Annotated in this window: 6 protein-coding genes; 3 read left to right on the top strand and 3 right to left on the bottom strand. The window is 46.6% G+C overall.

Going from position 1 to position 3,855, the window contains the following annotated elements; all coding sequences use genetic code 11:
- Both RMO35_RS07645 and RMO35_RS07640 read right to left on the bottom strand, forming a co-directional pair.
- The coding region (locus tag RMO35_RS07645; protein WP_309739886.1) for a DUF1350 family protein at positions 1-98 on the bottom strand (98 nt) is incomplete at its 3' end.
- Positions 99-159: 61 nt separating this feature from the next.
- Positions 160-480: a hypothetical protein gene (locus RMO35_RS07640; RefSeq protein WP_309739884.1), complete on the bottom strand. Its 321-nt coding sequence runs from the start codon at positions 478-480 to the stop codon at positions 160-162.
- 137 nt (positions 481-617) lie between these two features.
- Here RMO35_RS07640 and RMO35_RS07635 point away from each other — a divergent pair, with 137 nt between their 5' ends.
- The gene (locus RMO35_RS07635) at positions 618-1,082 is read left to right on the top strand and encodes a hypothetical protein (protein WP_309739879.1); all 465 of its coding nucleotides are present in this window, start codon (positions 618-620) and stop codon (positions 1,080-1,082) included.
- 278 nt (positions 1,083-1,360) lie between these two features.
- On the opposite strand, the gene RMO35_RS07630 is transcribed toward RMO35_RS07635, so the two are convergent.
- On the bottom strand, positions 1,361-2,134 hold the full coding sequence (locus RMO35_RS07630) for an ABC transporter permease (protein ID WP_396135026.1): 774 nt from the start codon (positions 2,132-2,134) through the stop codon (positions 1,361-1,363).
- 366 nt (positions 2,135-2,500) lie between these two features.
- Between RMO35_RS07630 and minC the strand changes: the two genes are divergently transcribed.
- A complete protein-coding gene (gene minC / locus RMO35_RS07625; protein ID WP_309739874.1) occupies positions 2,501-3,343 on the top strand; it encodes a septum site-determining protein MinC in 843 nt (280 codons plus the stop codon).
- Between the two features lie 110 nt (positions 3,344-3,453).
- On the top strand, positions 3,454-3,855 hold a 402-nt coding region (locus RMO35_RS07620; RefSeq protein ID WP_309739872.1), incomplete at its 3' end, for an AAA family ATPase.

Genomic DNA, 3,855 nt, shown 5'->3' with positions numbered 1-3,855 from the left:
GGCGCGGCGGCGACAAATGCACCGCCTAAAAAGTGAATGACCGCACGCGGCTGACGTGGAATATAGACCCAATTACCCGAAATTTCTTGCCAATCCATTGCAGTTATTCAGTAAGGCGGTTTGTAATTGTAAGTAGTTGCTAAGTAGTCGCCCAGCGATCTAAAAGTAGCCAAAAAAGCTATCGTAGTCAAGATCGCTATCTTCACCAGTGAAGGGATTTTGATTCTCGCTATTTGCAGCGCGACTGGCAAATTCATTAGGGGTACGTTCGTTACTCCATCCCCACCAAGGTGTCCCACATTGGCACAGATAAAACTCTTGCCATTTGCGGCGGCGATTTTCGATAAATACTGGCGAACGCCGATCGATCCAAGCAGCAGTGGCAGCCGTAGAGCTATCATGACAACTAGGACAGCGAAATCCGACGCCATGAGTCGATTTTTCTCTCCAATCCGGTGGTGTTGGGCTAAAAGCTTCCATGTATTTAACGATATCGGGCGATACTCACTCATTAACTATAATAAGTAGTTTAACGAGGATCTGCCGAACCTAGTTAAGTTGGTAGGATCGATAAAGGTAAATAAATAGCTAATTTTAGAATTAATAATTAAATTACGATGACGATGATTACGACGATCGCTGAGGCTCCCGATTTAACTGCTGACGACTATATCGTTGTCGGTGTGGCTACTTGTTTCTTCCGTGATGATGATGGCGTTCACCAAGTCAAAGTAATCGAACCCATCCCTTCTTCGGCTTTGGAAGCTCTGATTAAAGGGATTCCGACTTCTTATGAAATTGCCGCAGCCACCACCCTCGGCGCACTCATCGCCGACGAGTTACCCCAAATCCCCGCGAGTTTCCCTACTGATTGTCAACTCGGTAGTGAGTTTGCCTACCGTTGTATTGCCTCAGCGCGTACCTACAAACGCCGCACCGAAGCCCAAGTCCATATCCCTCAAGGCGAGACTTATAGCAGTTTCAACTATTCTACCGAGCGCAAGCGGATTCTCAATGCCGATCGCGTCGTCACCAAGGACGATAATGTCAAGCAACATGCCTATACCCACCAGAAGCTCTAATTTTAATTAGAGCCGTTCGGGTTGCTCTTGGTAGGGTGTGTTATCCCGTTGGCGTAGCGTCTCCGAAGGAGAAGGGTAACGCACCAGAGTTGTTAGCTGTAGGTTGGGTAGAAGCTCTCGAAACCCAACACACTTACAGGCTATGTAGGGTGTGTTATCCCAAAGGGTAACGCACCAGCTCAGAAATTATAGGTAGGCTATTAAATAGTCAGAACATTTTTGGTGCGTTACCCTCCGGGATAACACACCCTACAACATTGGACAGTAAACGCAATCGACTAAAACTGGCGGCGGGAGAAAATCACCGTCGCAATTAGTAGTAAAGCGATCGTGTAAATTATGGCATACCCCGCATTGAGCAAGAGGACATCTGGCTGAGGAATAACTCCATACACCGCATCGTTTTTGAGATCCAGTCGCGATAGATCCGGTAACACCAGATATAAATTGTCAGTTAACTTTTGGAAACCAGGATTTTTGGTAATTCCAGCTAATCTAACCATACCCTCACTCAGATGTCCGACCAAGTAAAGTGAAAAAGTCAATAAAATCGCTAGAATCGAACTGGTGAACACGCCGAATAACAAAGCAGCAGCAGCAATCAGGCATAATTCCAAAAATAGAAATACTGCTGTCAGGAGCATTGCCCCCAATGGATAACTAATGTTCGCTAGGCTCAGTACCGATAGATAAATAAAGGTAATCCCAGCAACTAAAATTGCTAATACCGCAGATAAGCCTAAATGCTTGCCCAGTATAAATTCGATACTACTAATTGGTTTAGTAACTAGTGTAAATACCGTTCGTTTTTCGATTTCTTTATTAATTAGATTCGTCCCGATGAAGATCGCGACGAGTACTCCGAGCAAATTCGCACTAGCCACACCAAAATCAGTCAGAATTTTATCTTGTGCAGCACCCGCCAGTGATGGCAGTAGCTGCCAAGCAGACAGCATTATCAGCGCATAAAACCCGATCGTCAAAAAGATCCGATCGCGCAGCACTTCGCGAAATACGTTGCTAGCTACCGCCCAAATCCTAATTAAACTCATTGTCTTAGTTACTATCTCAGCTAGTTGACTGCAACTCATAATAATAGATCCGTTCGCAATTTAGCGATCGAATCCCAACAGTAGTAGCTAATCAACGGCTCTCCTGCTATTTTGGGGAAATAGCGTACTCAAACATCAATCGTTGGCGTAGCCTACCGAAGGTACTCGTGCCATCAAAACCCCGTTCCTCTTTCCCCTTTCCCCCTTCCCCCTTCCCCCTTCCCCTCGCAGCTATTTAATTTATGACTACTAAATATTACTCTCTCACCCGTGGTGAGGAAAATACATTCTAAATAATTCCAACAGAATATCCGTTTGAAGTGTAAGATGTAAAAGCAATTTGCCATCTTCACAACTCCGTAGGCTATGAATGCTGATTTTTCATCTACCTTATCAATACTGAACGCTCAGGGAAAAGCAGACCCCACACCCGGTACACCCTCGGATCAATCCAAATTGCAAATTCGACTGAAGAATGAAGATGGCGTAGTAAAATTGATTTTACCAACAGATGCAGAGACGCCAGCTTCTGCTAGTTGGAATGATTTGTGGGAACAACTTCAGCAACGACTTCAAGCTGGAAAAAGATTCTGGCAACCATTGACTGTAGTACATTTGATTGCTAACGATCGACTTTTAGATGCGCGTCAGTTGCAAGGAATTGCCGATGCCCTCGCCGATGTCTCTTTACAACTGCAACTAGTCGCCACTAGCCGTCGGCAAACTGCGGTAGCAGCGGCGACAGCAGGCTATTGTGTGACACAGCAATCGGCGATCGCGCCCCTACTCCCCAATGCACCCGCAGCACCCAGTCCGCAGATCGTCGAACCTCTCTACCTGCAAATGACAGTGCGATCGGGGATGGATATTCGCCATGAAGGGACGGTGGTGATTATGGGTGATGTCAATCCCGGCGGGGAAATTTTTGCAGCAGGCGATATTATTGTCTGGGGCAGGTTGCGCGGCATCGCTCACGCTGGTTATCCCAATAATCCCCAATGTTTAATTATGGCATTGCAAATGGAGCCAACCCAACTCCGCATCGCCGATCGAGTCGCCCGCGCACCAGAGACACCACCCCCACAATTCGAGCCGGAAGTTGCCTATATTACCCCGCAAGGCATTCGGATCGCCCGCGCGAGCGATATTAAAACAACGCCCTATCTCCGCGAACTAGCACTACCAGGATCTCACCAGCGAACTGAATAATCGCGCTCCTAAGTTGCTAAGATCGAAAAATTGATATATTGACAAATACCCCCGATTTTCACTCATAATCAGCCTTTTATAATTAACAATAACTAATTTACAGATAATTCATGACTCGCATTATTGTAGTTACTTCCGGTAAAGGCGGAGTGGGCATAACCTCTGTCACAGCCAACTTGGGCATGACTCTTGCCAAAATGGGGTATCGAGTTGCCTTAGTCGATGGCGACTTTGGACTGCGAAATCTCGATTTATTGTTGGGATTGGAAAATCGCGTCGTCTACACCGCCGTTGAAGTCCTCGCAGGTGAATGTCGGCTCGATCAAGCCTTAGTCCGCGATAAACGTCAGCCGGGATTGGTATTGCTCCCAGCGACCCAAAATCGTAAAGCGGAAATGATCACCCCCAATCACATGAAGTGGATGATTGGCGAACTCGCACCCCAATTTGATTTTGTGTTGATCGATAGTCCAGCAGGCATCGAAATGGGCTTCAAAAATGCGATCGCGGCA

The organism is Chamaesiphon sp. OTE_20_metabat_361, assembly GCF_031364565.1.
This window is presented reverse-complemented; position numbering and strand designations above follow the sequence as displayed.